The organism is Bradyrhizobium sp. SOJA106 (assembly GCF_059448745.1).
In genome coordinates, this window is record NZ_CM182549.1 from 2,146,573 (window position 1) to 2,159,881 (window position 13,309).

9 protein-coding genes and 2 pseudogenes are annotated in these 13,309 nt (G+C 57.7%); 8 read left to right on the forward strand and 3 right to left on the reverse strand.

What is annotated here, in order from left to right:
- Positions 1 to 29: 29 nt before the first annotated feature.
- From AC5V87_RS09450 to AC5V87_RS09470, 5 genes and pseudogenes are all read left to right on the forward strand, one after another.
- Positions 30 to 620: pseudogene (locus AC5V87_RS09450) on the forward strand (NEL-type E3 ubiquitin ligase domain-containing protein); the annotation flags it as partial.
- A gap of 821 nt (positions 621 to 1,441) precedes the next feature.
- Positions 1,442 to 1,618: a hypothetical protein gene (locus AC5V87_RS09455; protein WP_495370772.1), complete on the forward strand. Its 177-nt coding sequence runs from the start codon at positions 1,442 to 1,444 to the stop codon at positions 1,616 to 1,618.
- Positions 1,619 to 2,721: 1,103 nt separating this feature from the next.
- Positions 2,722 to 2,869, forward strand: a pseudogene (locus tag AC5V87_RS09460) (IS481 family transposase); the annotation flags it as partial.
- A 566-nt stretch (positions 2,870 to 3,435) separates the two neighbouring features.
- On the forward strand, positions 3,436 to 4,686 hold the full coding sequence (locus AC5V87_RS09465; protein ID WP_495370773.1) for a tyrosine-type recombinase/integrase: 1,251 nt from the start codon (positions 3,436 to 3,438) through the stop codon (positions 4,684 to 4,686).
- A 1,555-nt stretch (positions 4,687 to 6,241) separates the two neighbouring features.
- On the forward strand, positions 6,242 to 7,258 hold the full coding sequence (locus AC5V87_RS09470; protein WP_495370774.1) for a cytochrome-c peroxidase: 1,017 nt from the start codon (positions 6,242 to 6,244) through the stop codon (positions 7,256 to 7,258).
- 24 nt (positions 7,259 to 7,282) lie between these two features.
- Here the strand turns inward: AC5V87_RS09470 and AC5V87_RS09475 are convergent, their stop codons facing one another.
- A complete protein-coding gene (locus AC5V87_RS09475; protein WP_495370775.1) occupies positions 7,283 to 7,444 on the reverse strand; it encodes a hypothetical protein in 162 nt (53 codons plus the stop codon).
- A 237-nt stretch (positions 7,445 to 7,681) separates the two neighbouring features.
- Here AC5V87_RS09475 and AC5V87_RS09480 point away from each other — a divergent pair, with 237 nt between their 5' ends.
- Positions 7,682 to 8,743 carry a hypothetical protein gene (locus AC5V87_RS09480; protein ID WP_495370776.1) on the forward strand — a complete coding sequence of 354 codons (1,062 nt, stop codon included), beginning with the start codon at positions 7,682 to 7,684 and terminating at the stop codon, positions 8,741 to 8,743.
- Between the two features lie 5 nt (positions 8,744 to 8,748).
- Here AC5V87_RS09480 and AC5V87_RS09485 read toward each other — a convergent pair whose 3' ends face one another.
- Positions 8,749 to 9,108, reverse strand: a complete 360-nt coding sequence (locus tag AC5V87_RS09485; RefSeq protein ID WP_495370777.1) for a methylamine utilization protein — start codon at positions 9,106 to 9,108, stop codon at positions 8,749 to 8,751.
- A 208-nt stretch (positions 9,109 to 9,316) separates the two neighbouring features.
- Between AC5V87_RS09485 and AC5V87_RS09490 the strand changes: the two genes are divergently transcribed.
- Positions 9,317 to 12,259 carry an EAL domain-containing protein gene (locus AC5V87_RS09490; protein WP_495370778.1) on the forward strand — a complete coding sequence of 981 codons (2,943 nt, stop codon included), beginning with the start codon at positions 9,317 to 9,319 and terminating at the stop codon, positions 12,257 to 12,259.
- A 296-nt stretch (positions 12,260 to 12,555) separates the two neighbouring features.
- Here the strand turns inward: AC5V87_RS09490 and AC5V87_RS09495 are convergent, their stop codons facing one another.
- Positions 12,556 to 12,783 (reverse strand): hypothetical protein, encoded by a 228-nt coding sequence (locus AC5V87_RS09495; protein ID WP_495370779.1) that lies wholly within the window; start codon positions 12,781 to 12,783, stop codon positions 12,556 to 12,558.
- 22 nt (positions 12,784 to 12,805) lie between these two features.
- Here AC5V87_RS09495 and AC5V87_RS09500 point away from each other — a divergent pair, with 22 nt between their 5' ends.
- Complete coding sequence (locus AC5V87_RS09500; protein WP_495370780.1) at positions 12,806 to 13,024, forward strand: hypothetical protein; 219 nt, start codon at positions 12,806 to 12,808, stop codon at positions 13,022 to 13,024.
- Positions 13,025 to 13,309: the final 285 nt, after the last annotated feature.

Consider the following 13,309-nt stretch of genomic DNA (forward strand, 5'->3'; position numbering starts at 1 on the left):
GCTGCCTTCCATCCTGATCGCCGCGCGACACCGCACGCCTGAACGCTGATGTCAAGGAGGGGCTCTACGACAATCGGCTCGACCAACTGCTCCAACATGGCCGTGTCATGTTTCGTTTGGGAGCGCTTGACGACATCGCACGCGAGACGGTCAGCTCGCTCCGGCGTGCCGACCCGGAGGCCAATATCGACGAGATCGAGGTCTATCTTGCCTATCAGACCCAGCTGCGGGATCAGCTGGAACTGCGCCACATCGCCCCGGATATGCGCTTCTTGAATCTCTCTGACGTCACGCCGGATGACGTTGCCAGGGCTGAGACGTCGGTGCGGGAACAGGAAGCGACGGGTTTCGAGGATTTTCTGGCAACGCGCTGGGAGCCTTGGGATACGGTGGCAAGGCGGATCGCCCCCGATGATCATGGCGCGATGCGGGACCGGCTTGCCGATGCGCTGGAAGATGAGTTTCCGACGCGCTTGAACGAACGACTCGCGGAGCATGGCTTGACAGATGATGTCGATGCCCGGCGGGTAGTCGGAGCCCAGATCCTCAGCGAAATCGCCCGCGAGATCAAAGGCGAGCTGATGCATAAGGTTCTCCGCGAGCACGGCCTCGAGCCCTGATCGATGCGATAGCCGCCCCGATCATGCAGTCTCGTTTGGTCGTTACGGACGAGCGATTGTCAGGTTGAATGGATGCGTGGAGTTGCCGTCCGCTGACACCTCCGACCACTTCGGCTGTTGTTCGCTCGGCGGGCCGTATCCAGGAACCCGCAATTCTCAACTTGTAAGCGGTGCCAGAGTTCGAGGTCATTGCTCGCCTGGATTCGACAAACAGATCATGTTCGTCGGTGCAAGATTGTGCCAGGTCACGACTGGCATAGCCTGGGTCGAACTTGATCACGCGCAGGCTTACTTCGGCAGCGCAGCCAATGCGGCTTCATGATTCGTTCACGTCGTAGCCGATGTCGCTCTCCGCCACCGGGATAAGAAAATAACTAAAATTCGGCGCGCCTTTTCATGGCCTTAGATAGCCGTTGCAGGAGTCCGCTTTTTGTAGGAGCCGCGCTCTTTCGATGTCCGTCGGCGCGGGCCAGGCCGCGCTCGCGACGGCCGAAGAGGGGTTTGATCAGCGCGCCGATGAGGCCTCCGAGAGTGAGACCACCCAGGACCAGAAATAGCAAATCGAGACATTGCATAATCGCGCGTTTTTGTGAAAACCGCAGTCTTAATGACGAGTCGGGATGAATGGCTGCAGATCTTTGGCGTTTGCGCGGGATTTGTTCGAATTTTGCCGCTCCGTGATCTTAATTGAGCAATGATTGCCCGATAGCCGCGCGCGCCATTCAGTCGACGTCATCGAGAATGATGTGGTTACCTTCCATGCTATTTGTCAGACTATTTGTTCGAAACGCATCAGCTTCCCGGTCTTCGAATAGCCGATCATGGCGTTTGCCGCCGTGGATGAACTCGATCTTATGAATGACGAACTCACCCTCCGAAAGATTGTAGCTACGCACGCGCAAAATATTGGCGAGGGTTATCTTCCGGATGCGATCTACTTTGACCGTAACCGCGCCTTCGGGTTCGACCTGCGTACCGTCCGCGGTCTCGGTGTTTGATCGCCACTGATTTTAGTCATCGACTGAGCTCCCCGCCTGAAATGAGAGCAAGGCCCTAGCTACCGACAATTGCAGAGCCAATCGAGCATGGCACTCGCGGGCCGTCGTGCTTGAGCACTGCGAGCTGCGATCATCGATAAAAGCCGACCATGTAGCGGATTGCGACGAATGTGCCGACGGCAACTGCGGCTGTGATAGCGATTGAAAACGCTACTCGCGCCAAAAACTGGCCGGGGCTTAGTCCATCCCATGAACTCATTTTCATGCTTTGCGTTATAAACTCGGATTTCCGCCTGAGGCGTGAAGGCCTTCAGTTAGATGCGCGCATAGATCCAGTCCAGACCGATTGGGACAACCAACCACGATACTGACCACTCACCAGGTCGTGACCATATGCCTGTCGGCGTTGTCCATGTATTTCCGGATGTCGGCATATAGCGCCTCAGCTGTCGATGGTACTTGGATGAACCACACGGAATCGAGGCCCATCGTCCTTAGTGTGACCCTCGCGTGAAATGTGATCGATCAGGTTCTGTCGCGCCTGCGCATAGTTCGCCCTATGTTTGTTTAGATCTCAAGTGACCAAGTACACAGCCATTAGTGATTTCTATAGCTCACATGATGCGCAAAATGAGCGTACCACACGCACTATGCGAGTGATCGGCGGAAGTGGGAATACACACGCAGCGAATCATCGCGCGCGCTGAGAGCGCGCCGCGAATCGACTTGCAATACGAGGTAGGCGGAGGTCTGCAGTGCGTCCCGGCAGAACCGTTGCCGATGGGCACGGTTCAGCCCACAGCAATTGCGGAGCGCGTCGTCCCGGTGGCCGGGAAGGGTACAGCAGGACGTTTTTGGGGTCGGAGCCGGGGGAGTCTTTTCGGCGTGGTTGAAGTGGGGTTTCGCATTTGCCTGGTAGCACCTCACGTGCATCAATCGCGTCCTCATTTATCACCTGCCAGGTCCTCGGTAATCGATGATCGTATGCATCTTTCGGCGCGCGGCGAACGGGCTCTAGGTGTTTTGTTCCAGACTTTGATGGTGCATCCTTATCGCACAATTCGAAGGAAGCGCTATAGGACCAAGTTTTACACGGCTGCGCCATCACGACGGAGGCAGTCCGTCGAGCAATATAAAAATAGTCAGGAGAGCCTGAGAACCCTCGCCAAGCGCTACAAAATCAACCAGAAGACTGTTGCGAAGTGGAAGCAGCGCGAGACCGTCGCCGATCGTTCGACCGGCCCTAAGGAATCCGACCAAGCGCCTCGGCCTGCAAGCGATCGTGTTCCCCAACGCTCTCAACAAGGCTGGCCAGGTTCCGGAGGGCGAAGGCTGGTTCGTGAAGGAGCGCCACGCCGGATGGAGGGCAGCTCGCTGCTCACGTTATAGCTTGATCCGGCGACAAGAGAGTCCCGCTTCGCGGGATCGGACGGTTCGTTTACCGTACGGGCAAAGCAGGTCCAAGAAGCAGGTGTGTTGCGCAGTCCCTCCTTCAAGCGGCACCGTCTGCTCAGTTTTGCGAGGAGACCGCCAATCCTGCGATGCAAGCAAGCAGAGCTTTACTTCCAACAATGCGCCGACATCTTAGTTCGGTCTTTAATAGCCGCGCCATGGGCGCCGATGCCAAGTCGAACGCAACCTGAAATTACATCCGATAGCCCTCTTCGCCTTGCTGATGCCGTGAAGATCGCGTTCCCTTTGGGAGGAATGACGGTCGCGGGCCTGCGTCGCGAGCGCGATCGTAACCGATTGGTTATTGAGAAGATTGCCGGCAAGGAATTTACGACGCTGGCTCATATCGAACGGATGCGAGAGCTATGCCGCGAAGAAGCAAGGGGGCCAGGCTTCAACTCAAAGCCGCGCGCCGAAACAAGGGCGGAAAGATCACCCACCAAGCGACCTGGATCATCAGAGACAACGGCCGGGATGTCGGCACAGGCTGCGCTGCAGATGAGATTGCGGCCGCGGAGGAAAAGCTAAGGGACTACATAACATCCAAGCACACACCGAAGCGAAGAATCCGCCACATAGACGATATTCCAATCGCGGATGTCCTCTCGATCTACTTGGATGCGCAACTGGACAAGCTTCGCAGTCGCTTCAATGTCGATAGCGAAAGCGAAGATACCATCCCGGATATCCGCAAGTTCAAGAAGAGAATCGAACGACTGAACGATTGGTGGGGGGCAAAAATGCTCGGCGAGGTCAATGGAGAGGCCTGCCGGTCCTATGCCAAGAAGCGCGGCAAGAAGGGAGGGGCTCGGCGAGACCTTGAAGACCTACGAGCTGCGATTGGCCACCATGCATCCGAAGGATTTCACCGGGAAATCGTCAAGATCTCGCTGCCAGAGAGAGGCCAGCCTCGAGACCGGTGGCTAACGCGCAGCGATGCGGCCAAACTGATTTGGACGTGCTGGCGCTATCGCGAAATGCAGAAGGGCTCGCGTCGGCCGACCGACGACCTGAAGGTCCCGACAAGCAAGCGTCCGCTACGCCATCTTGCACGGTTTATTTTGTTGGGGATCTACAGCGGAACTCGTGCTGGAGCTATCGCTGCTGCATCTCCCATTCCCGCGATTGGTCGCTCTCACGTGGACTTAGAGCGCGGCCGCTACTACCGCCTGAAGCAGGGCAGCGCGAAAACCAACAAACGGCAACCCACCGTGCCGATCCCCTTGCGCTTGCTCGCGCACCTGCGGCGCTGGCACCGAGTTAGCCCAGAGGCGAAGCATTTCGTGGAGTACAATGGGAAGGCTGTGACGTCAGTCAAGACTGCATTCAAGAGTGCAGTCAGGCTCGCAGGCCTCGGTCCGGGAATCTCTCCTCACACTTTGCGGCACACCGCTGCGACTTGGCTCATGCAGAGAGGTGCGGACCCTTGGCAGGCAGCTGGCTACCTTGGAATGTCGCTAGAGGTGTTGCTCAACACCTATGGTCATCATCATCCCGACTATTTGTCCGATGCCGTGGAAAAAATCACCAGTCGAAAGCCGGCTGGGGAACGAAAAGCGCACGTATCTGGTGCGATTTCTGGTGCCGTGATTCCGATCCGGCGAAATGGCGCCTGATGAGTTTACTGACTTTTTTGGTGAGCCCGGCAGGGCCCTCAGACTGTCGATTTATCAATGGTGTGCGACGAAGTGGGCGACTTGCGCGCTTCAAGCGATTTCAGGGGAGCCCCTTTATGCCCTTCGCGACGCGCCTATCCGCACGCCGTCATCGTGCTTTCGCACCATGAGCCGGTAGCCGTCATGCTTGATTTCGTAGACCCAATCCGGCCCTACCGGTGCGGTTTTGGCGACCGTGGTGATGCAGGGTCCAATGAAGCCGGGAGCGGGGCGTACGCTGAAATTGGATCGCCATCGGTTGAGGCAAGTTCTATTTTTCCAGTCGGCAGGAGCCTACCTTCCGCATGTTGGCGGGGCTCCCGCTTCCGTTGTGTCCGGGTTGGCGGCGATCCGGACGGGGAACGTTGCCTTCCGAGACAGATGCATTCTATAGTCATTCTCGTTCATGGAACAAAGCCAGAGGTTGAAAGTTTTTATTGTTTTTGTGCCCTCGGAGGCAAGATGATTTCCGCCGCGCAATGCTTAGAGTTTGCACGCCACTACAGAGCCCTCTCCCAGCACCCCAACACCTCCCCAGACCGCGCCTTCCTGATGAAGAACATAGCTCGGAGCCTCACCGGGTTGGCGGGTCAATTGGATCGGCTTGACGCGCTGACAAGGGAGGAGCAGCAAAGATGCCCCGCGCCCAGGGCTCTTTAGAAGTTAAGATTGGAACTAAGATGTTTGTGCGCCGCACCATCACCGGCCAAGGCTCTGCCCGTAGGCGTCAGTGGCTGGAGTCGGACAACATCGGCGCAGATCCGCAAAGCGCTCGATAGTTCAAAGGTCTAAGTCGGAAATAACTTATGTTCCTGCGATGGTCTGCGCGCGGACGTACAATCAATACCATCAGCACAAGGAACATGCGATGGGATTGAAGCGACGGCGATTCAAGCAGACGGATACTCTGGAAACGCGACTCGAGCAATTTGCACAGTACATGCGTGAGCGGGCAGATGGAAAGCCTCGGCGACGAGCGCAATGCCTTGCTCAAGCGAGCACGCAATGCAGATCAAGCAATCGACATTGAGCGGCAACTTCGTCAGGACCACTAGGAACGGCCAAGAGAGAAGCGGTTTAGCCTGGCTCCTCCTTCGGAAAACTCTTGCCCTCGCTGCTCCCTGGCAAGGGCGGCGGTAGCCCCTTGATTGCCGATCCGGCCATGTTGACAATCCAGCCCTCCAAGCGCGCCGATCGCTGCACACGCGTTACTGGCGGCCTATCTCCTCGTTGATTTGTCCTAATTTAGCGCCAGGCTGAGGTCGTAGTCCTTGTGCTGTCGATCGTGCCCTGGCCCCATCCCGTTTTTTTGAGCTTAGCAAAAACAACGCGGCATCAGATGGGCATGGTCTAGGCGCGCTCAGGGTCGGACGCGGCCTCGCGCTGCGCGCGATCCCGCAAGAGAGAGCAAAAAGTAGTAGCCCTACGAGCGATGGCGCATCTCGGCACAGGCCATTAAGGCTTCCTTGACCAAGTTGTTCGTAAAACGAACCGATATTTCCTTCGAGGACAGCCGATGAAGGTCTGGGTCAGCCTGGCTTTGCTTGCGGCGTTCGTGCCGTTGGGGCAGCGCTTTGGCTCGACTGCCACGGAAAGGAGCGAGGCGGCGGAGATCCGCGCCAGCTACCGTCGGCCGGCGGCCATTCCTTTTCCGGACGGCAATCCCTACTCGGCGCCCAAAGCGGCTCTTGGGAAGATGTTGTTTTTCGATCCGCTGCTCTCGAGGTCCCGCACCGTTTCCTGTGCAACTTGCCACAATCCGTCGCTGTCGTGGGGAGATGGCCTTGCGCGTGCGGTCGGGGAGGATCCGAAAGGACTGCCGTTGCGTGCGCCCACTTTGATCGATGTGGCGTTCACCGAGCCGCTGGGCTGGGACGGCAAGTTCAGAGACATCGAATCCGTTACGTTTGGCCCGATCACAGGACGAGCGAACATGAACCTTTCGGAATCGGAATTAATCGCACGTCTTTCGGCCACCCCGGGCTATGCGGATGAGTTCTCCAACGCGTTCGGCGACAGCGCGATCACCCGACCCAGGATCGAAGCTGCCTTGGCGACCTTTGAACGCACCATTGTCGCTGACGAGGCCCCCTTCGACCGCTGGATCATGGGAGATGAAACCGCAATCAGCGCAGCGGCCAAACACGGCTTTGAGCTCTTCAACGGCAAAGCGCGCTGCGCAAACTGCCACAGCGGACCGTCTTTCACGGATGGATCGTTTCAGGATATCGGCAGCGCAAAAGACGATGATATTGGACGCGGGCGGCTGTTTCCGACGTCACAAAAACTCCGGTACGCGTTCAAGACGCCGACGTTGCGCAATGTCGTGCAGCGTGCGCCCTACATGCATGATGGATCGGTCGCAACGCTCGAAGAGGTCATCGAACTCTATGATAGGGGTGGAATCGACCGTCCAAGCCGGTCGCCTTCAATCAGGCCGCTCTTTCTGACGGTCAACGAAAAGGCCGACTTGATTGCCTTCCTTCAAACCCTGACTGCCTCTTCTCTGGCGGCCACCAAATTGACCCGATAACGCGCTTCCGCGATCAAGTCGCTTCTAGCAGACGTGCGGCAACGCCGCTCCCACGAGACCAAGGCCGATGGCAAGGATCGCGCCTGCCCAAGCCTCCAGGGCCTCGGTGCGCGTTGCGTAGCGGTTCGCGCCGCGGGCGAGCACCGAGCCTATTGCCACACGCGCAGCACCTAACGCTCCGAACATGGACTACTCCAACCATCCGTTTTGTCCGACCTTCAGTACGACATCCGGATTGAAGGCTCGTCGTCGAAATCTATAAAAATTGAAAGGACTTGCGGCCCCACCGCCCAAATCTGCCCCCGCGGACCCCATTAACCACCAATCAACCAGCAGCTGCTGCGGCGTCACAAATCTTAAAATTTATGCTACGGTGAATAAATCGTTAAAGGTGTGCTTTTCCAAGACGGGTGGATTTTTGAAATGTTCAGGTCTCTGGGGCGGGATGCCGTATCGGCATCTCGGGGAGTTGTCCTGTTTGCCAAGTCCATCACCGGATTCTCCTTCTGGGTCCTTGGGACCCGAGCTGCCAGCGCTCATGTCAAGTGGTTCTGTGCCTATGACGCTGCCGGCCAGCCGCGGGGCCTCGAAAACGTTCTGTGCCAGGATTTTGAGCTCCTCCTAGGCGTAGCCTTGTTCTGGTTCTTCTCCGGCTGTGTGGTGGAGCGCACGTCTCTCGGCGCGCTGGTGGCCCGCTCCCTGAACCGTTTCACGGACAGCTTGCGCCTGCACACCGAGGTGATAATTCGCGCCGTCTGCGGCTTTTTCTTCATTTCGCTCTGGGCGGTCGGAGGTATCATCCTGACACCCGAACTGAAGACGACGTCCGCAATGGTGGGACCTTTGCAGCTCGCCATCGCAGCCGGCCTGCTGTCGCGCCGCACCATGCCGCTCTCTGCAGCAGGAATCGTGCTGTTGTTCGGGCTCGCTGTGCGCGATTACGGCACGTTTCACCTTGCCGACTATCCGATCTTTCTGGGCCTTGCTGCCTATCTCGCCCTCACCGGGTTGCAAACGAATCTGCTCGACGTTCCTCCGCTCGACCTCGTGCGCTATGCGACCGCCGTTACCTTGATGTGGGCGTCGATAGAGAAGTGGGCCTATCCAGAATGGAGCTTCCCGCTTCTGATCGAGCACCCTGGTATCACGCTGGGATTCGACAACGAGTTCTACATGCGGGCTGCAGGCATGGTTGAGTTCACGCTCGCCTTTGCCTTGGCTTGGACGCCCTTGGTTCGGCGCGTAGCGGCGGCCATGCTGCTCGGAATGTTCATCAGCGCGTGCTTCGAATTCGGCAAGCTTGATGTGATCGGGCACTCGGCGATCATCGTCGTCCTCGTCGCGATCCTTTCCGACAACCGGCCGACTGAAGCCGACTATCGCGCTCCGTGGCTCGCTCCGGCTGGATTGTGTACGGCGCTGATGGTTACGCTTTTCGCCTACTATGTGGGCCACGCCGCGATCTTCAACACCGCGATCCTCTAGGCCCGCTACTTGATGACGTGCACGCCAAGCTTCATCTTGGGATGGATGCCGCACAGCACGGTGTAATCACCAGCTACCGAAAAGACGACCTCGAATTGGCTGCCCGGCTGCTGATCACCTGTATCGAAATCAAAAGTCTCCGAGCTCAAATAGGCATGGTGCAACAGCTCACCATCGTCGTTAACGAACCGTAAAGTCTCGCCGCGCTTGATAATGACCTCGCGCGGCCTGAATTCTCGATCCTTTTGCGAAATTGTATAGGGAGCTGCACCCAGAGCGGCGCCTGCGAGCAGTCCCACGATGATCGCGGCTGTAATCTGGAGACCCAACTTGCCGGTGCGCAAGGGTAAAAGTCTTGCCATCATTTCAACCTCGCTGAAACTACAACTTTACCAAATATCCTGCCTGGCGCGGATCTTCCGAGCACGTGAGTACTCCCATAGGTATCACAGGTTGATCTTAACGATTTGCGCATCCCTCACAGTCATTAGTAGGGAAATTTGAGGCGGAGGCAGCCGGACTGCGTCCGCGCCCCACGTTTGCGATTAGTTGTTTAGAGCGAAAGAGACCGCGATGAGTCTTTTCGTCGGCAGGGTTGTGCGTCAGCCGAAAGCGGCTCTTGAGGCGCTTCGGTCCACAATGGCCTGCCTGCCACGGTACGCCGAAACGCGCGGCTCGATCCGAACAGGGATATTGATTTTTTGTCTTGCCATGAGCGCGATAGCGGCAGCCCTCGGAGGCTATGCCACCCTCGGCATTCGACATGCCGGCGACCTGGTTGCCAGAACCTTCGACGAGTCACTGATGTCGATCAATTACGCGCGCGCGGCTGGCGCCGACTTCGCTGCCATGCGTGTGGCGTCTGCACAACGCCTCCTCACCAAGGATCCGTTGGTCCGTGCTCGACTGGAAGCCGAAATTGATCAACTGGCGAAGTCGTTGTCGGAAGACGTGACGATCGCAGCGGAACGGTCACAATCCGCGCGCGCCGCAAAAGCGGCCGCCAATGTCCAGGAGGCCGCAAAAGCGTGGACCGCGCTCCATCGTCGCTCACTTCAAGCGCCTGCTGACGAGCATGGGAGCATTGTAGCACGTGAGATCGAAGATCTCGGTCAGTACTCCAACGCCGTCAATCAGCAGATTGAATTGCTTGTGAACTATACGGCCGGTGATGGCTTTCTATTCCGTCAACGTGCGCTTGCTGCGATCAGGCGGGATATGCAACTCAACGTGGTTGGGCTAACCGGCGCCCTTCTTCTCTCCGCGCTGTTCTCGTGGATGTTGGCACGTCGGATTATCGGTCCAGTCGCGATTGCCTCCAAAGCGGCAAGGAGCATCGCGGATGGTGATTTGAACGCAGACATTCCGAAAGGCGGCAATGATGAGCTCGGTACCCTCCTGAGCGCAATGGGACGGATGCGGGACAACATCAGAGCGATGGTGGATCGAGAGGTGGAGCAGCGACGCTCGGCCCAGGCGCGGCTTTCCGATGCACTCGAGAACTCCCGTGAGGGAGTCGTGCTCCTCGATAACGATGGCCAGATCGCCCTATCCAATTCCAGGGCCAGCGAATTCATTTATTGCTTGCCGCAGCTTGTTCACCCAGGTTTGCTGCGGGGGACGCGGGTGTCAAGCGACGACAGCTCACCGGGACTCGCTCTCCGAGATGACTTTAGCAATGTCGATAGCGTGGAGAGTGAAGCCCAGCTCCCCGATGGCAGGTGGCTGCGGGTCAGCCGCAGCCCGACCCAGGAAGGCGGCGTGATGCTCGTCTACAGCGACATCACAGGCTTGAAGCAGCAGAAAGCCGAGCTGCATGCGACCAATCTGAGACTGGATGCGGCGCTCGCGCACATGTCGCAAGGACTCTGTCTCTATGATAGAGAGGGACGGCTGCAGGTCGTCAACCGTCGCTTCTGCGAGATATTTGATATTTCGCCGGAGCTCGTGCGTCCAGGCTTGACGTTCGAAGACGTCCTCCGCCTAAGCGTTGCCGCCGGCAATCATGGCAGCCAGACTGTGGCCGAACTGTTGGCGGAATGCGAGGAGTTCCTGGCTCGCCGCGGGAGCGGCAATTACCTCCAGCAGCTCAGCGACGGACGCATCGTCTCGATCGCTCATCGCTCCACATCCGACGGCGGCTGGCTCATCAGCTGTGAAGATGTGACCGAGCAACAAAGGGCGCAATCTCAAATCGCGTTCATGGCACGCCATGACGCTCTGACCCGATTACCGAACCGTTCTCTCTTCGGCGAGCGGATCGAGCAGGCCGTTGCGGAGGCCGGCCGAGGGACAGGGTTTGCCGTGTTTTGTATCGATCTGGATAATTTCAAGCAGATCAATGATACCTTGGGACATCCTGTGGGCGACGCGCTGCTCTGCGCGGTTGCCGACCGGTTAAGAGCGTGCGTCAGAGAGGTTGATACCGTTGCGCGTTTGGGTGGCGACGAGTTTGCGGTCATTCAATCCGAAGTCCAAAACGCCGAAGAGGCCGAGCACCTCGCCCAGCGCATCGTGGAGCGTGTCGGAGCGCCCTATGAACTGAATGGGCATCGCGTCATCGTCGGGTGCAGCGTCGGAATCTCGCTCGCGCCCGATGATGGTACGACACGCGAAAAGCTCCTGAAAAACGCCGACATGGCGCTGTACCGGTCCAAAATGGACGGCAGGGGAACATGGCGGTTCTTCGAGCCAGCAATGGACGTAAGCCTGCAAAGCCGCCGAGCGCTCGAAATCGATCTGCGCGAGGCTATGGACAAGGACGAGTTCACTCTGTTCTACCAGCCGATTTATGACTTGCAGACGGACCGGATCAGCGGCCTCGAAGCATTGTTGCGCTGGCAGCATCCGAAGAGGGGGCTGGTGCCGCCCGACCAATTTATTCCGCTCGCAGAAGAAATAGGTCTCATCAATCCGCTGGGGGAGTGGGTGCTAAACCGCGCCTGCGAGCATGCCGCTAGTTGGCCGAACGAGCTAAAAGTTGCGGTCAATGTCTCGCCAACTCAGTTTCGCGATCCGAAACTCGCGAGCGCCATCGCCAACGCGCTCGATATGTCAGCGCTGGCGCCGCACCGGCTCGAGCTCGAAATCACCGAATCCGTTCTCCTTGGCAATAGCTCCGAAACTATCGCGACGCTGCATGAATTGAAGGCGCGCGGGTTACGGATCGCTTTGGACGATTTTGGTACCGGCTATTCGTCGCTGAGTTATCTCCGCAGTTTTCCCTTTGATAAGATCAAAATTGATCAGTCCTTCGTCCGTGACGCAACGGCGACAAACGGATCAAAATTGATCGTCAGGGCGATTACCAGCCTCGGAAGAAGCCTTGGTATGACAACAACGGCGGAGGGGGTCGAAACAGTTGAGCAGTTGAACCAGATGAAGGCGGAAGGATGCAACGAGGCGCAAGGGTTCTTGTTCAGCCGCCCGGTCCCTGCAACCGAACTCGCATCGACTATCCTGAGCTCGCGAAACGGATTCAATCGAAGCGACTGGAGCAGGGCGAGAGCCAGCTAGGACCGCACGATGTCATCTGCCTCAGGTCGGCGAAAGCGATCGCGGGCGCCCTGTAACGCGATTGCGGCTAATGGTATGTCAGGCGAGATCGGAGCCGCGGTCGATCGGCAGAGTGCCGCGCGGAATTGCCGCCAACCTGAGGTAGGCTGATGACCGCGCCAAGGCAGCACAAATGGCGCATCCGAGGAGGTCGGTAGCGCCGCCGCGCGGCTTCTCGATGCCGCGAATGCAGTGTGATCACAATCCGATCGGCTTAAGATCGAAGTCGGAAGTTATCTCGATTCGTTACAGGCAGCCTAAGGCTCGGTGGGCCGGCGTATATTGCGCGTTTTGGAATGCGGTATCTTTTTAGTGCGGGGTCGCTTCGTTGCCACCTCGCTGGCGGCCAGACTTAGTTGAAGTTCTGTAAGCTGCTGCAGCAGTCGGCTAACAATTGTTTCATATTCGGTGGATGTGAATGAAATCACGCCGCGAGAAACAAGTTCATCCTGGAGAATCGTTGCCATGATGATTTTGACACTCATGCGGACTCCGCTTCAGGAGTAAATGAACGCCAGAACTTTCCGCACGGCCGCTGGCCAGCAAGCGATCGACGATCACGTCGCTGATTATCTTGGTGCCGAACCGCCAGCCCCCGCGCGGCCGCCGTTCAAACGGGCTAAATTCGAGAAGGCGCAGGTAATCGCGGTCGTAATGAAATTTATCGTCCGGCATCACGTTGCCCCCACAACAAGCTTTACCGATAATTCAAGTCTCGTCCAGTAAACCGAGGTTGTCACCTTCAGCGCGGGTCTGCTCTAAACTACGCTTCTGCGCCATTATCCCTTATTTCGGTGTAGGGCCCCTAGAAAGGCATGTGCAAATACTACGGCTGCGGTCGGATATGCGCTCTCGTCGGACGACCATCCAAAAAACCAAATCGATGTTGGTGAGGAAGCCCGTCGATCAGAAGATGGTTGTTTCCGCCGAGGATGAATGTATTCACGCCCGAGTAGAGGTGATGACGGACTCTAGTTTGAGTTTGCCCGAGGCGTCTTTCCGCCGGGTGAA

What these genes read in the sequence shown, in the direction of transcription:
- AC5V87_RS09455 (WP_495370772.1), top strand. Translation starts at nt 1,442, where the DNA reads ATGGCGTTTGCCGCCGTGGATGAACTCGATCTTATGAATGACGAACTC.
- AC5V87_RS09465 (WP_495370773.1), top strand. Translation starts at nt 3,436, where the DNA reads ATGCCGCGAAGAAGCAAGGGGGCCAGGCTTCAACTCAAAGCCGCGCGC.
- AC5V87_RS09470 (WP_495370774.1), top strand. Translation starts at nt 6,242, where the DNA reads ATGAAGGTCTGGGTCAGCCTGGCTTTGCTTGCGGCGTTCGTGCCGTTG.
- AC5V87_RS09475 (WP_495370775.1), bottom strand. Translation starts at nt 7,444, where the DNA reads ATGTTCGGAGCGTTAGGTGCTGCGCGTGTGGCAATAGGCTCGGTGCTC.
- AC5V87_RS09480 (WP_495370776.1), top strand. Translation starts at nt 7,682, where the DNA reads ATGTTCAGGTCTCTGGGGCGGGATGCCGTATCGGCATCTCGGGGAGTT.
- AC5V87_RS09485 (WP_495370777.1), bottom strand. Translation starts at nt 9,108, where the DNA reads ATGATGGCAAGACTTTTACCCTTGCGCACCGGCAAGTTGGGTCTCCAG.
- AC5V87_RS09490 (WP_495370778.1), top strand. Translation starts at nt 9,317, where the DNA reads ATGAGTCTTTTCGTCGGCAGGGTTGTGCGTCAGCCGAAAGCGGCTCTT.
- AC5V87_RS09495 (WP_495370779.1), bottom strand. Translation starts at nt 12,783, where the DNA reads ATGAGTGTCAAAATCATCATGGCAACGATTCTCCAGGATGAACTTGTT.
- AC5V87_RS09500 (WP_495370780.1), top strand. Translation starts at nt 12,806, where the DNA reads ATGAACGCCAGAACTTTCCGCACGGCCGCTGGCCAGCAAGCGATCGAC.